At 63.0% G+C, this 14,896-nt stretch carries 9 protein-coding genes; 6 read left to right on the forward strand and 3 right to left on the reverse strand.

Annotated elements, in window-relative coordinates:
• The first annotated feature begins 2 nt into the window (after window positions 1–2).
• The gene (locus tag PQQ52_RS33670) at window positions 3–4,229 is read left to right on the forward strand and encodes a translocation/assembly module TamB domain-containing protein (protein ID WP_408221193.1); all 4,227 of its coding nucleotides are present in this window, start codon (window positions 3–5) and stop codon (window positions 4,227–4,229) included.
• Between the two features lie 109 nt (window positions 4,230–4,338).
• Here the strand turns inward: PQQ52_RS33670 and metG are convergent, their stop codons facing one another.
• Both metG and PQQ52_RS33680 read right to left on the reverse strand, forming a co-directional pair.
• The gene (gene metG, locus PQQ52_RS33675) at window positions 4,339–6,474 is read right to left on the reverse strand and encodes a methionine--tRNA ligase (RefSeq protein WP_408221195.1); all 2,136 of its coding nucleotides are present in this window, start codon (window positions 6,472–6,474) and stop codon (window positions 4,339–4,341) included.
• A gap of 403 nt (window positions 6,475–6,877) precedes the next feature.
• Window positions 6,878–7,531, reverse strand: coding sequence for a YiaD family glycine zipper/OmpA-like lipoprotein (locus tag PQQ52_RS33680; RefSeq protein ID WP_408221197.1), 654 nt, complete (start codon window positions 7,529–7,531; stop codon window positions 6,878–6,880).
• 331 nt (window positions 7,532–7,862) lie between these two features.
• On the opposite strand from PQQ52_RS33680, the gene apbC reads away from it, so the two are divergent.
• The 5 genes from apbC (at window position 7,863) to PQQ52_RS33705 (ending at window position 13,667) form a co-directional block, all read left to right on the forward strand.
• Window positions 7,863–8,951, forward strand: coding sequence for an iron-sulfur cluster carrier protein ApbC (apbC, locus tag PQQ52_RS33685; RefSeq protein WP_408221199.1), 1,089 nt, complete (start codon window positions 7,863–7,865; stop codon window positions 8,949–8,951).
• 131 nt (window positions 8,952–9,082) lie between these two features.
• The gene (locus PQQ52_RS33690) at window positions 9,083–9,616 is read left to right on the forward strand and encodes a superoxide dismutase family protein (RefSeq protein WP_408221201.1); all 534 of its coding nucleotides are present in this window, start codon (window positions 9,083–9,085) and stop codon (window positions 9,614–9,616) included.
• A 374-nt stretch (window positions 9,617–9,990) separates the two neighbouring features.
• Window positions 9,991–10,560 (forward strand): dCTP deaminase, encoded by a 570-nt coding sequence (gene dcd / locus PQQ52_RS33695; RefSeq protein ID WP_012432068.1) that lies wholly within the window; start codon window positions 9,991–9,993, stop codon window positions 10,558–10,560.
• Window positions 10,561–10,644: 84 nt separating this feature from the next.
• On the forward strand, window positions 10,645–12,930 hold the full coding sequence (locus tag PQQ52_RS33700) for an Orn/Lys/Arg family decarboxylase (protein WP_408221203.1): 2,286 nt from the start codon (window positions 10,645–10,647) through the stop codon (window positions 12,928–12,930).
• A 2-nt stretch (window positions 12,931–12,932) separates the two neighbouring features.
• The gene (locus PQQ52_RS33705; protein ID WP_408221205.1) at window positions 12,933–13,667 is read left to right on the forward strand and encodes a lysozyme inhibitor LprI family protein; all 735 of its coding nucleotides are present in this window, start codon (window positions 12,933–12,935) and stop codon (window positions 13,665–13,667) included.
• Between the two features lie 173 nt (window positions 13,668–13,840).
• Here the strand turns inward: PQQ52_RS33705 and PQQ52_RS33710 are convergent, their stop codons facing one another.
• Window positions 13,841–14,767, reverse strand: a complete 927-nt coding sequence (locus PQQ52_RS33710) for a bestrophin family protein (protein ID WP_408221207.1) — start codon at window positions 14,765–14,767, stop codon at window positions 13,841–13,843.
• Between the last annotated feature and the right edge of the window lie 129 nt (window positions 14,768–14,896).

Consider the following 14,896-nt stretch of genomic DNA (forward strand, 5'->3'; position numbering starts at 1 on the left):
GCATGACCACGGACGTTTCCACCCAACCACCCGCGCAGCCGCCTGGTGCTCAGCCACCAGGCGAGCCGCCCGGACAGCAGCCTTCGCCCGACGCGCCGCCGCCTGCGCGCCGTCGCGGCCGGTTGCTGCTGAAAACGCTTGCGTGGACGGTCGCCGTGCCGGTGCTGCTGGTCGCCGTGGCAATCGGCCTGCTGTACGGCGCGCTGACGACTGAGCGCGGGACGGCTTATGCGTGGCAGGCGGCGGTCAAATTGCTCGGCGGCAAGCTGACGGGCACGCTCGAGAGCGGTGCCATCGCCAACGGCGTGCAACTCCGGCAGGTGCGCTGGCGCAGTCTCGACGGCAGCGGTACCGATATCCAGATCGACCGCGTAGCTGGCCGCTGGGGGCTGACACGCAAGCCGTGGCGTTTCACGATCGACTATCTGCATGTCGGGACGATCGACGCCCGCGTCGGTTCTTCGTCTTCGAGCAGCAGCGGAGCGCTGAAACTGCCGCAAGACTTACGCTTGCCGATGCAACTCGAGGTGCGCGACGTGCAGGTCGACAAACTGCTGTTGCGCCAGGGTGGGTCGACTACGGAGCTTTCCCGTTTCATGTTCCATGGCCGCAGCGATGGTCGCCACCATGAGGCCGCGATCGAGCGGCTCGACACCCCGTTCGGCGCGGTAACGGCGGCGGCGAAGCTTGACGGGGCGCGGCCGTTTCCGCTGACCGGCGATGTGGGCTACTCGGGTAAGGTCAACAATGAGGCGGTGCAGGTGGGCGGCCATCTCAGTGGCTCGCTGGAGAATCTCGTCGCCGAACTCGATGCCAGCGGCATGAAGCTCGCCGGCCATGCCCGGGTCGAGGCTACGCCGTTCGGCGACGTGCCGTTGCAACGCGCCACACTGACTTTCGACCACATCAATCCGCAGGCGTTTGCGCCGGGCGCGCCGCTGGCGGATCTGGCGGTGCGGGCGGAACTGGCGCCAGTGGGCCAGGATGCGGCAAAGAAAGGCGCCGCAGGTTTCGCCGTTGCCGGCCATGTCTCGATCGTCAACGCCAAACCTGGCGCAATCGACCAGAACCTGCTGCCTCTGATCGACGCACAAACCGACGTGCGTCTCGACGCCCAGGCGCAGCGCATCTCGAACCTGAAGGTTCGGCTCGTGAAGAGCGCCACGCTCACCGGCGGCGGTGTGCTGACCGGCAAGCGCGGCCAGTTCGATCTGCAAGTCGCCGGACTCGATCTGAATGCGCTCGAGGCGACCGTGCGGCCCACCCAGCTTTCGGGTCCGATCGGCATCCGTCTGAACGACGACGTGCAAAGCCTGACCCTCGATCTCGCCGACCCGAAAGCAGGCTTGCGTGCGCAAGGCAAGGTGACGTTCGACCCCGCGCGAATGAGCTTCAACGACGTTCGCGTCACGTCGGGCAAAGGCCGCATCGATCTTTCCGGCGCGCTCAAACACGACGCGAATTCCACCTATAACCTGAAAGCGCAACTGACCGACTTCGATCCGTTGACGCTGACCTCGCAGATGCCGTCGCGCACGCCGGTAACGGCCCCTGCACCCGCGGCGAGCAACGCCCGGAGTAAGAGACCCGCGCAAGGTGTGGCAGAAGCGGGCAGCACGGCCGGCGCGAAAAGCGCGGCCCCTGGCGACAAAGCCGCTGCCGCGGTAAAGAACACCGCCAAGGCCGCGGTGCGGACTGAAGTGGTCCAACGCAAAGCGCCGCCACCCAAACGCGGCGCGGCGCCCGCCCGCAAGATCGAAGCGCGCGTGAACGGCACGCTCACCGCGGCCGGCATGCTTGGCCCGGTCTTTACCACCAAGGCCGAATTCAAACTCGGCTCAAGCGTCTACGACGGCCTGCCGTTGACGGGCAGCGGCGTGGTCCAGCTAGCCGGCTCGCGGATTCTGCCGAGCCGCGCGAATCTCTCGGTGGCGGGCAATCAGGTGGACTTGCAAGGCAGCTTCGGTGCGCGCGGCGACCGGCTGCGTTTCCGCGTCGATGCGCCGGAGTTGGAGCGGCTCGGTTTCGGCCTCGCCGGCCTCATCGCGGCGGATGGCGACGTCACCGGCTCGTTCGCACATCCGAATGTGGTGCTGAACTACAAGGCCGACAGCGTAGTGTTCAGCAGTAACCGCATCGGCCATGCGGAAGGTCACGCCGAGCTGCGCGACGGTGCGAACGGCGCGCTCGTCTTCACGACCGACGCGCGCAATCTCAGCGCCGGCGGTGTCGATCTGACCACGCTCACGGCACGCCTGTCCGGCACGCGCGCAAGCCATACGCTGGAGGCGGCGGCTACCGGCAAGCTGCAGGACCGTCCACTCGATCTGACGCTCGCGGCCAACGGCAAGCTGACCGAAGCGCGCGACGGCACGCGCTGGGATGGCACGGTGACTCGCCTGCAGAATCGAGGCACCCCTGCGCTGAATCTCGAGTCGCCGCTCGCCGTGAGCGCCGGACCGAGCCGTCTGACGCTCGGCGCCACACGTCTCACGCTCGAAGGCGCGGTGTTGAGCCTGAAATCGTTCGCCTTCGACCACGGCAAGATCCAGTCCGCCGGCACCCTGACCGACATTTCGCTCGCGCGCCTGCAGGATCTCCGGCGCGAAATCACCGGCGAGCCGCCGGCCGTCAAAACCGATCTGGTGTTCGACAGCGACTGGGACTTCACGCTTGGCAGCACCGCGAGCGGCCACATTCAGTTGAAGCGCCGCGGCGGCGACGTCACGGTCGAAATCGGCCGTGGATTGGCCTCGCTGGGCATCACGGACATGACCGCGCGCGCTGAATTCAGCGGCGGTAACCGGCTGAATGCGACCGTCCACGCGCAAGCCAGCCGCATCGGCGTGATCGACGCTGACGCGCATACCACGCTCGTCCCGCGCGACGGCTTCCTGACTGTCAACGAAGAGGGGGCGGTCAGCGGCAACGTGAATGCGAACGTGCCGTCACTGAAAACGACCGGCGGCCTGTTTGGCCCGAGCTATCTGCTCGATGGCCACCTCGCGCTGAAACTCGCGCTCGGCGGCACGGTCGCCAAGCCGAACCTGACGGGGTCGCTGCTCGGCGATGGTCTGTCGGCAACGATGGTCGACCAGGGCGTGCAGTTGAAGGACGGAGTCGTGCGCATCGCGCTCTCGCAGAATCTGGTGGACTTCCAGCAAGTCGAGTTTCACGGTGCGAGCGGTACGCTGCGCGCCACCGGCCGCGTGCGTCTGGATGGCGCGGAACCGGATCTGTCCGCGAGCATCGTCGCGGACAAGCTGGAGTTGTTCGCGGCGCCGGACCGCAATCTGTCGTTGTCGGGCAGCGCGAGCGTGGCGAACGCCGGGGCAGAGGGCGGCATGGCGATCAACGGCAAATTCGTGGTCGATCACGCGTTGTTCGATATGCCGGAGCAGTCTGCGCCAAAGCTCGGCGACGATGTGGTGATCGTGCGTCCGGACGGCACAGTGGCAGGTGAGCGGTCGCCACCCGCTGTCGCCGGCACGAACAAGCCGATCGGTCCGTTCGCGCCGCGCGCCAATATCGACCTCAGTCTCGGCAACAGCTTCCGTTTCCGCGGGCAAGGCGCGGATCTTGGCCTGAGCGGCACGATCACTGCGATGAGCGCGCCGAACCTGCCGTTGCGCGCGATCGGCAATGTCCGTGTGACGCAGGGCTCCACCTACACCGCGTTCGGCCGCAAGCTCAACATCGAGAACGGCTTCTTCACCTTCAACGGTCCGGTGGCCAATCCAGGCATCAACATTCTCGCGATGCGCCGCAATCAGCAGGTCGAGGCGGGTGTGCAGGTCACGGGCACGGTCCAGTTCCCCGTCGCGAAGCTGATCTCCGAACCGAACGTGCCGGATAACGAAAAGCTCTCGTGGCTGCTGTTTGGGCACGGCACGGATCAAGGCAACAACCTCGGTCAGCAAAGCACGATGACGACTGCGCTCGCCTTGCTCGGCAGCGCGAGTGGCAAGCGGATTGCGCAGACGTTCGGGCTCGACGAGTTTTCGATCGGCCAAAGCGAAGTCGGGCTGACCGATCCGCAAGTGGTGATGGTGTCGAAAGCGATCAACGAGTGGCTCGTGCTCGGTTACGAGCAGGGCCTGCAGTCGGCGAGCAACGCGATCAAGGCAACAGTCCATCTGACGCGCTATTGGTCGGTTGCGGCTTATGGCGGCACGTTCGACGGCTTGGAGTTGCTTTATACGCGGCGCTTCGACCGGATCCGTTGGTGATAGGGCAGTGACTGAAGGGGGGTGAGCCACGCCACGGCACAAAAAAACGGCACGCCTTTTAAAGCGTGCCGTTTTTATTTTTTGCCTGCAGCGTTCGACGCCGCGCGCTTTATTTCACGCGCATGCCTGGCTTCGCGCCGCTATCCGGCTCAAGCACGTAGAGGCCCGGTTCGGCCTTTTCGTCGGTGGCCGAGGCCGCCAGCACCATCCCTTCGGATAGGCCGAACTTCATCTTGCGCGGCGCGAGGTTCGCGACCATCACCGTCAGCTTGCCGACCAGTTGCTCCGGCTGATAGGCCGACTTGATGCCCGAGAACACGTTGCGCGTCTTTTCTTCGCCGATGTCGAGCGTCAGTTGCAGCAGCTTGTCCGAGCCTTCCACCGCCTTGCAGTCGACGATCTTCGCGATGCGCAGATCGATCTTGGCGAAGTCGTCGATCGAGATGACGCCGGGCGTTTCTTCCTTATCGGCGGCGGCTGCTTTCGCTGCCTTCGACTTGGCCTTCGCATCCGCCGGCGCCGCGGTTTCCGGCGTGGCTTGCAGCGAATCGCGATTCGCTGCGATGAGCGCCTCGATCTGCTTCGGATCGACGCGTGTCATCAGATGCTTGTACGCGTTGATCGGACGCGTAGAGCTCAACGGCACGTTCGCGTCGGCCCACACCAGCGGCTCGATGCCGAGGAAGGCTTCGACCGCTTCCGCCAGCTTTGGCAATACCGGCTTGAGCGCGAGCGACAGCAGACGGAACGCCTCGATGCTCACGCTGCAGGTTTCGTGCAACGCGACCGAGTTGGCCGGGTCTTTTGCCTGATCCCACGGCTTGGCGGTGTCGACGTAGGCATTGACCGCGTCGGCCAGTTCCATGGTCTGGCGCAATGCGCGGTTGTACTCGCGCGCTTCGTAGTTCGCGGCGATCTGCGGCACGGCGGCGCGTAGCGTGGTGAGCAGTGGATGCTGCATCGCGCTGTCCTGCACGCGACCCTCGAAACGCTTGATCAGGAAGCCGGCGGCGCGGCTCGCGATGTTCACGTACTTGCCGACCAGATCGCTGTTCACGCGTGCCTGAAAGTCGTCGAGGTTCAGGTCGAGGTCTTCCATCGTGCTGTTCAGCTTGGCGGCGAAGTAGTAGCGCAGCCATTCCGGATTCAGGCCCGTGTCGATCACGCTCTGCGCGGTGATGAACGTGCCGCGCGACTTCGACATCTTCGCGCCGTCCACCGTCAGGAAGCCGTGCGCGAACACGTTGGTCGGCGTGCGGTGGCCCGAGAATTCGAGCATGGCCGGCCAGAACAACGTGTGGAAATACAGAATGTCTTTGCCGATGAAGTGATACTGCTCGGCGGTCGAACCCTTGCGAATCCAAGCGTCGAAATCGAGACCGCGCTTAACGGCCAGGTTCTTGAAACTCGCGTAGTAGCCGACCGGCGCGTCCAGCCACACGTAGAAATACTTGCCCGGCGCGCCCGGAATTTCGAAGCCGAAATACGGCGCGTCGCGCGAGATATCCCAGTCGGCGAGCTTGGCTTCGCCGGCGTCGCCGAGCCATTCGCGCATCTTGTTGGTGGCTTCCGGCTGTGCCAGACCGCCCACCCACGCGCGCAGGAAATTCTCGCAGCGCGGGTCGGACAGGCGAAAGAAGTAGTGCGTCGAGGTCTTACGAATCGGTGTGGCACCCGAGACGACCGAATACGGATTGATCAGATCAGTCGGCAGATAAGTCGAACCGCATACTTCGCAGCTGTCGCCGTACTGGTCTTTCGCGCCGCACTTCGGACATTCGCCTTTGATGAAGCGATCCGGCAGGAACATTTCCTTGACAGGGTCGTATGCCTGTTCGATGTCGCGTGCTTCGATCAGGCCGGCGTCTTTGAGCGCAAGGTAGACCGATTCACTCAACACGCGGTTCTCTTCGGAATCGGTCGTGTAGTAATTGTCGAACGAAATCCCGAAGCTGTCGAAATCGCGCTTGTGTTCTTGCCAGACGCGGTCGATCAACTGCTTCGGCGTCAGACCTTCCTTTTCCGCGCGCAGCATGACCGGCGTGCCGTGTGTGTCGTCCGCGCCCACGTAGTAGACCTCGTGCCCGTGCATTCGCAACGTCCGGACCCAGATGTCCGTCTGGATATATTCGACCAGATGGCCAATATGGATTTGCCCGTTCGCATACGGAAGGGCCGACGTGACGAGAACCTGGCGACGGCCTGACGGCGCGCCGGCGGAGAGATCGGTTGCGGGTGCTGACATAAGGATGGTGGGAGCCTGCGGTGGGACGAAACGTTGATTCTAGCAGGGCAGGCGCCCGGCGCGGGCTGGGCCGGCTGAGTGGTTGCTTGAGCGGGTAGGTGTGTCCCCCAAGAGGACTTCCTACGGGGCGAAAACCGTGCGCCCAAAAAAAACCGGGGCTATTAACCCCGGAGCAACAACGACAAGAGGAGAATGGTGACGCGACGGCAATTGCCAGCCACGTACCGTAAAGACAGACCGCGGATTTTCGGCAGAGTTCGAAATTTTTTTCGTTCTCGGGCGAGTTTTTCTTTCCTCCGCTTTTTACGGTGTACCGGCCGCCTGTGGCAAGAGCCTGGCGCCCGGATGCCCGGCGCCCGATTGCCCGGCGCCCGGTTCCTTCATCTCCGTTCGGGTTTTGCCGTTATTGCGTTGCGTGCTGAGCCGTAGCGCGCAGATAGATTTCCACGCGACGGTTTGCAGCACGGCCGGCTTCGGTGTTGTTGTCGGCGATCGGCTGGTTCTGGCCCATGCCTTCAGCTGACAGGCGTTGCGGCGCCACGCCGCGTTGCCCCAGGTAGCCCGTCACGCTTTGCGCGCGGTTGACCGACAGCGTCTGGTTATAAGCCGCCTGACCCGTGCTATCCGTGTAGCCGACCACCTGGGCGATCAGTTCCGGATTCTGCTGCAGGGTCTGCGTGAGTTGATCCAGCACCGGCGCGAACGACGGCTTGATCCCGTAGCTGTTGGTGTCGAACGTGACCGAGCTCGGGATGTTCAGCTTGAGCGAGCCGTCCGGCTGCTCGGTGATCTGCGTGCCGGTGCCCTTGGTGGCGCCCGACAGCTTGTTGTGAATGGCTTGCCAGTTGTAGCCGGTGATGCCGCCCACCGCAGCGCCGACGCCCGCGCCGATCGCCGCGCCCTTGCCGCCGCCGAAGATCGCGCCGATCGCCGCGCCGGTGCCGGCGCCCACGCCCGTGCCGACAGCCGTGTTAGTGCCTTGTTGGCTTGCGCAGCCTGCCAGCAACGAACCGGCAACGGCAAAAACGGCAACGCGAGTCATGATTTTTGCATTCATTTTTTGATTCCTCTTGAGTGAAGCGGGTGGAAGCGATAAATCTATCCGCCAAACGTGACGGTCTTAAAGCGCACAAGTTGACAATACGAGAATCCTGCGCCTTCCCTGATCCCGGTCCGACAGTGGAGAAGGGTCTTCCGGCAAGGCTTGGCGCCAGCCACTACAATGATGACTGAAGTACGCAGCGATGCGACCCCATGGCGTCCCGCCTGCCCGAAGGGTGCACGGCGCACCTGGTTTTAGCAATGCTGTCTAACAATTTTTTTCAAATTCTGGCGCGTGGCCGAAACTTCGATTCCGCAGCGCCGCAAGTGTTCCCCACGGAGTGTCAATGAGTATCGATCGGGCTATGGTCGACGCCGCCCTCGCGGCCGTCACTGACCCCAACACGGGCAAGCCCTACACGGCTGCCAGGAACATCAGGAACGTGGCCGTGGAGGGTGACACGGTCAGCCTCGAAGTGGTACTCGGCTATCCGGCCAAACGGCAGTTTGAAGCGATCCGCACGCAATTTGCCGACGCGCTGAAAGTCGTTCCGGGCGTGGCAAACGCGCGCGTCGAGGTGTCCCAGCACATCGCGGCGCACACGGTGCAGCGTGGCGTCAAACTATTGCCGAACGTTAAAAACATCGTCGCGGTGGCGTCGGGCAAGGGCGGGGTCGGCAAGAGTACGACCGCCGTGAACCTCGCGCTGGCACTGGCGAGCGAAGGCGCGTCGGTCGGCATCCTCGATGCGGACATCTACGGCCCCTCGCTGCCGATGATGCTCGGGATTGTCGGACGTCCCGAATCGCCCGACGAAAAGTCGATGAACCCAATGACCGGCCACGGCTTGCAGGCCAACTCGATCGGCTTTCTGATCGAGCAGGACAACCCGATGGTATGGCGTGGCCCGATGGCCACCTCGGCGCTCGAACAGCTGCTGCGGCAGACCAACTGGCAAGATCTCGACTACCTGATCGTCGACATGCCGCCGGGCACTGGCGACATTCAGCTGACCTTGTCGCAACGGGTGCCGGTGACGGGTGCCGTAATCGTCACGACGCCCCAGGACATCGCGCTGCTCGACGCGAAGAAGGGCCTCAAGATGTTCGAGAAGGTCGGCATTCCGATCCTCGGTATCGTCGAGAATATGGGTATGCATATCTGCTCGAATTGCGGCCACGAAGAGCATATCTTCGGCGCCGGTGGTGGCGAGCGGATGGGCAAGGAATACGGCGTCGACGTGCTCGGCAGCCTGCCGCTTGATATCGCCATCCGTGAACAGGCCGACTCGGGCAAACCCACTGTCGTGGCGGATCCGGAGGGGCGTATTGCCGAGATCTACCGTTCGATCGCGCGTAAGGTTGCGATCCATATCGCCGAGCGGGCTCGCGACATGACCTCGAAGTTTCCCAGCATCGTTGTCCAGAACACCTGAGTAGCCGTTCGGACAAGGGGCCAAAGCGGGGCCAAGGCGTCAATTTTCGCCTGGTCTCGCGGTATCATGTCGACTTCACAAGTTCGGCTCGGCGGCCGCAGGGGCGGCCGCCAGGCCGGCAAGAGGATCGCATGGGAAAACGAATCGACGGGCAGGCGGTGCATGCGTTCATCGTCCTGGCTGCCAGCAGCATGCTGTTATGCGGCTGCAGCACGTTCCTGAGACCACAGGAAAAGCGTGCTGACGCGCAGTTGCTGCCCACCGTGGGCAATCAGGCGCGCGGCCTCGTAACGTTCATCGAGCGTTCGGATGGCGTGCAGGTCACCTACAACCTCGTGGGCTTGCCGCCCAATAGCGATCACGCATTGCAAGTGCATGAGCGTGGCGACTGCAATGCCGCCGACGGCTCCAGCGCCGGCCCGGTGTTCTCGCCGGCAGCCGAGCGGCTGAAAGCAGGTGCCCGGGTCGAAGGTGATCTTGGCAACATCCATGCGGACGCGAACGGCGTGGCCAGCGGCTTCATCGTTGCGCCGGACGTGTCGCTGGACGGCATCCGCTCGGTGTTGCAACGCGCGGTGCTGTTGCATCATGACGCGACCGACCCGTACGCGTATCCGCAGCTTGGGGCAGGCTCCGCGCTCGCATGCGGGCTGATTCGCCAATGAGTAAGCACGCGCTTTGCGCTTCATCTGCGTGCGGAGCGGCTTGACCGCCCCACAACGGCTTCTGGACGTGCGCCGAACCGCTCTCAGGCCATACCTGTAGCAGCATTCTCGCGATCGCGTAAAATAAGCCCCTTTCGTGCGGGGCGCGTAGCCGGGGGCGCCTGGCGCGGAGCCCATAGCTGAGGCGCCTGGCCCGGAGCACGTGGCCGGGGCACCCGGTTTGCGGGATGCGTAGTCTGGGCATCGTCCGGCGGCGCCCGTTTGAACGGCGTTCCGCTCAGGCTCTTCCCCGAGAGTTTGCCGATAAGTTGCCCGGTACCCACCGGGTTGTTACCCGTCACACACCTGTCACTCAAGTCGAGCAGCGTTCACCTATGACTATCAAATCCGACAAGTGGATCCGGCGCATGGCCGCGTCGCACAACATGATCGAACCGTTTGCACCCGATCAGGTTCGCGTCTCCGAAGACGGCCGGAAGATTGTCAGCTATGGCACGTCGAGCTACGGCTACGACATTCGCTGCGCCGACGAATTCAAGATCTTCACGAATATCAACTCGACCATCGTCGATCCGAAGAACTTTGATGAGAAGTCGTTTGTCGACTTCAAGGGCGATGTCTGCATCATCCCGCCGAATTCGTTCGCGCTGGCCCGCACCGTCGAGTATTTCCGTATTCCGCGCAGCGTCCTGACCGTGTGTCTGGGCAAATCCACCTATGCGCGTTGCGGGATCATCGTCAATGTGACGCCGTTCGAGCCGGAATGGGAAGGGCACGTCACGCTCGAATTCTCGAATACGACACCTTTGCCTGCGAAAATCTACGCGAACGAAGGTGTCGCCCAGGTGCTGTTTTTCGAAAGCGACGAGATTTGTGAAACGTCGTACGCGGATCGCGGCGGCAAATATCAAGGTCAGCACGGCGTCACGTTGCCCAAGACGTGACGTCGGCAGCGTACTGACCCACCAGCTATTCGGGTGACCGCTGCTTAGTCAAATGCAGCGGTCGTTCTTTTTGGAGAATCGCCCATGAAGTTTCGTTTTCCCGTCGTCATCATCGACGAAGATTTTCGCTCCGAGAACATCTCGGGTTCCGGCATCCGGGCTTTGGCCGAAGCTATCGAGAAAGAAGGCGCGGAAGTGCTCGGGTTGACGAGCTACGGCGATCTGACTTCGTTCGCGCAGCAATCGAGCCGCGCGTCGTGCTTCATCCTGTCAATCGACGACGATGAACTGCTGCCGTACGTCGATAACGTCGTGGTGGAAGGCGAGACGCCGGAGCTGGCGGCGGCGATCGTCGCGTTGCGCGCGTTCGTGACCGAAGTGCGCCGCCGCAATGCGGACATTCCGATCTTCCTGTACGGCGAAACGCGTACCTCGCGCCACTTGCCGAACGACATCCTGCGCGAACTGCACGGCTTCATCCACATGTTCGAGGACACGCCTGAGTTCGTCGCGCGCCACATCATTCGCGAGACCAAGGTGTATCTGGATTCGCTTGCGCCGCCGTTCTTCAAGGAACTCGTGCAGTACGCGGATGAAGGCTCGTATTCGTGGCATTGCCCGGGGCACTCGGGAGGCGTCGCGTTCCTGAAGAGCCCGCTCGGCCAGATGTTCCACCAGTTCTTCGGCGAAAACATGCTGCGCGCGGACGTCTGTAATGCCGTCGACGAACTCGGTCAGTTGCTCGACCACACTGGCCCGATTGCAGCCTCCGAGCGCAACGCCGCGCGCATTTTCAGCGCCGACCACGTGTTCTTCGTGACCAATGGCACGTCCACCTCGAACAAGATCGTCTGGCACGGCACGGTTGCGCCGGGCGACATCGTGTTGGTGGACCGCAACTGCCACAAGTCGATCCTGCACGCGATCACCATGACCGGCTCGATTCCGGTGTTCCTCACGCCTACCCGGAATAACTTCGGCATCATCGGCCCGATTCCGCGCAGCGAATTCGAACCGGAAAACATCCGCAAGAAGATCCTGGCGAATCCGTTCGCCCGCGAAGCGCTGGCCAAGAATCCGGAGCTGAAGCCGCGCATTCTGACCATCACGCAAAGCACGTACGACGGCGTGATCTACAACGTCGAAATGATCAAGGAGATGCTGGGCGATCTGCTCGACACGCTGCATTTCGACGAAGCCTGGCTGCCACACGCCGAGTTCCACGAGTTCTACCAGGACATGCACGCGATCGGCGCGGGCCGTCCGCGCATTGGCGCGATGGTGTTCGCCACGCACTCCACGCATAAGCTGCTGGCCGGTATTTCGCAGGCCTCGCAAATCGTCGTGCAGGATTCGAAGAACAGCCGCTTCGATAAGCATCGCTTTAACGAAGCGTATCTGATGCATACGTCGACGAGCCCGCAGTACGCGATCATCGCCTCGTGCGACGTGGCCGCGGCCATGATGGAAGCGCCGGGCGGTACGGCGCTGGTCGAAGAATCCATTGCCGAAGCACTCGATTTCCGCCGCGCGATGAGCAAGGTCGACGCCGAATACGGCGACGACTGGTTCTTCAAGGTGTGGGGCCCGGACCAGTTCGCCGAAGAAGGCATCGGCTCGCGCGAAGACTGGATGCTGCGCCCGAACGACGCGTGGCACGGTTTCGGCCCACTCGCCGAAGGATTCAACATGCTCGACCCGATCAAGGCGACCATCGTCACGCCGGGTCTGGATATGGACGGCGGCTTCGGCGAGTCCGGCATTCCGGCTGCGATCGTCACGAAGTATCTGGCCGAGCACGGCATCATCGTCGAGAAGACCGGGCTGTATTCGTTCTTCATCATGTTCACGATCGGCATCACCAAGGGTCGCTGGAACTCGATGGTCACCGAACTGCAGCAGTTCAAGGACGACTACGACAACAACCAGCCGCTGTGGCGCGTGCTGCCCGACTTCGTCTCGCATCATCCGATGTACGAACGCGTCGGGTTGCGCGATCTGTGTGATCAGATCCACAGCGTCTACCGCGCGAACGACATTGCGCGCCTGACGACCGAGATGTACCTGTCGAGTATGGAACCGGCGATGAAGCCATCGGATGCGTTCGCCAAGCTCGCGCACCGCGAGATCGACCGGGTACCGATCGACGAACTCGAAGGCCGCGTCACGTCGATCCTGTTGACGCCGTATCCGCCGGGCATTCCACTTCTGATTCCGGGCGAGCGCTTCAACAAGACCATCGTCAACTATCTGCGTTTCGCGCGCGAGTTCAACGAGCGCTTCCCGGGTTTCCACACGGATATCCACGGGCTTGTCGGCGAAACCATCAACGGGCGCATCGAATACTTCGTCGATTGCGTGCGCGCCTGACGATGCGGGTAGTGAAGTCCCTGTCGAGCGCTGACGGCTGGCGGCGCGTGTTGGGCGCGCTGGTCCTGATGTCGGCGGCGGTACTCGGCGTCGCGCCGCTGCCGGCGCATGCCGAAGTCGCCGCCGCCGATCCGATCGACGCGTCGATGCGCACCTGTCTTGCGCGCAGCGACATGTCGTCGACGGCGGGGCAGGTGCAATGTATGGACAACGCGCGGATCGGCTGGAAGGCCGCATTGGATAGCGCGTGGCAGCAGCTTCAGACGAAGTTGCCGCAGGCGCAGCATAAGCCGTGGGAAAAGAGTCAGGCAAGCTGGCAGGCTTCGCGCGATGTCGAGAAGCAGTTGCTGGAGGCCGTGTTCGCGACGACGCACGGCTCGATGTATGTGCTGGCGGAAGCCGATATGCAATTACAGCCGGTGCGTGACCGCGCGCTTGCGCTGCGCAGCGCCTTGGCCAGGGTCAGCGCCGGCGGCGGGGACCCGCCGCCCCGTCCGCGCGCCTGTACCGCGGACGCGCAATGCGAACACGCGATGTTCGATCTGAACCGCTATTACCGCCGCTTGCAATCGAAGATGCCGGCGCGCTCGCGTCCGACACTCGTGCGTGCACAACGGGCATGGACCGCGTATCTCGACGCCACTACGCCGGTGATTGACGAGCGCAGCCGCATCGATATCATCGGTGCGCGGGTGGCGACGCTCAAGCGCCTGTCGGAGACGGTCGGCAACGATTGAGCGTTGTTCGGATCCGAGCGGCGGCACCGGATGAGCGTTATCGGAGCGGCGGCAGCGATTGAACGTCGTCGGTCCGGCCGCACCGAATGAGCGTCGGGCGTTAACGGCGCGTTTGCGCAGCGCCTGCTGCCATCTTTTTTCGGCCATGCGGCTACGCTTGCGCCGGGCCCCCATCAATTGAGCGTGTAGCCCTCGGCTTCCGGCTTGGGCATCTCCAGGGCCGGCTCGCCGAGCAAGTCGCGCGTGGCGTCTTCGATATAGACCGACATCATGTTGAGCGCGAGGTCGTTGTCGTCGGTGCCGAACGGCTCTTCGATTTGCGATGCGATTGCCTCGTGCGCCATGAAGGTGTACGCCACGAACACGGCGAACACGGGCGTAAAGATCCCGATGCTATCGACCAGGCCGAACGGCAGCGACGCGCAGAAGAAATACACCGTGCGGTGAATCATCACCGAGTAGGCGAAGGGCAGAGGCGTCGACGCGATGCGCTCGCAACCGCCGATGATGTCCGACAGTCCATTCAGGTTTCGATCGAAGGCGAGCACGGCCATAGGATCGATCGCGCCTGCTTGCGCGTGGCGCTGCACCCATTCGCCTAGCCAGAGCGTCAGCGTCGCCGGTTTGTAGCGCGACGCCATGACGCGGTCGAACAACGGTTTCGGGAGCCGTGCGGCGAGGTCCTGGCTCGGGTCGCTCTTGCGGAGCTGGTGACGCAACGCATGGGGAAGGGCGCAGAGGACCGCTGTGAATGCCTCGATTTCTGTTTTAGGCAATGGCTTGTTTGGCAGCGTTACTGCCTGACGGGTCAGCGAACGTGCGTCGTTCAGCAACTGGCCCCACAGTTTTCGGGCTTCCCACCAGCGGTCATAGCTGGCGTTGTTCCTGAAGCCCAGAAAGACGGCTAAGGCGATGCCGACCAACGAGAATGGGGCGGTGGTGTTGATGTTGAGCGAAACCGGCAGCAGATGGTCATGGGCGGCCACGGCGACGATCGCAATGCAGAAGATCAGGAAGAGGCGCGGCAGGAGCTGCGGGAGGACGGAGCCCCGCCAGGCCAGCAGCATGCGGAACCAATGGAGATGCGGGCGAATGATCATCAGGGTTTGCTTCTTTGTTTTTTTCGCCTTCGGCGGGTGGGGCTATTATCACTTTTTTGGGTTTTGGTTTGACTGTACGCCTGCGGCGGTGGGTTTTTCTTGGTCTTTGGTCTTTGGCCTTTCCTTGAA

This window comes from Paraburkholderia sediminicola (assembly GCF_046030555.1).
Taxonomy (GTDB): Bacteria; Pseudomonadota; Gammaproteobacteria; order Burkholderiales; family Burkholderiaceae; genus Paraburkholderia; species Paraburkholderia sediminicola_E.